Origin of the sequence: Streptomyces cinnamoneus (assembly GCF_014650495.1) — a bacterium.
Lineage (GTDB): Bacteria > Actinomycetota > Actinomycetes > Streptomycetales > Streptomycetaceae > Streptomyces > Streptomyces cinnamoneus.
On record NZ_BMVB01000089.1, the window covers coordinates 1 to 608 of the forward strand.

Here is a 608-nt window from a genome sequence, read left to right on the forward strand (position 1 = left end):
AACGCCTCGGTATTCTCTACCTGACCACCTGAGTCGGTTTAGGGTACGGGCCGCTTTGAGCCTGACGCCGAAGCTTTTCTCGGCAGCCGGGATCACCGGATATCGGGCCATAAGGCCCCCATCATCGCACCTCGGACCCATGCGGGACGGATTTGCCTGTCCCACGCCCTGCGTGCTTGACCACGGAAGACCACCTCCGCGGCCGGCTACCCTTCTGCGTCACTCCTGCGCTGACCTACTACAAGGATCGGTCCCAACAGGCCAGGGCATCCGGCTCCCGAAGGAGACGTGAGCCCGGACCCGGAGGTTAGTACTCGCGGATTCGGTTTTGCCGGTTGCATGCCGGTACGGGAATATCGACCCGTTCATCCATTCGACTACGCCTGTCGGCCTCGCCTTAGGTCCCGACTTACCCTGGGACGACGAACGTGGCCCCGGAACCCTTGGTCATCCAGCGGACGGGATCTTCACCCGTCTCTCGCTACTCATGCCTGCATTCTCACTCCCATGAAGTCCACGGCGCGTTCACACGGCCGCTTCGCCCCTCATGGGACGCTCTCCTACCCAGTACAAAATACTGCCGCGTCTTCGGTGGTGTGCTTGAGCCC

General features: G+C 62.2%; 1 rRNA gene. It reads right to left on the reverse strand.

The features are described 5' to 3' along the window. Positions 1 to 608, reverse strand: a 23S ribosomal RNA gene (locus IE182_RS31590); the annotation flags it as partial.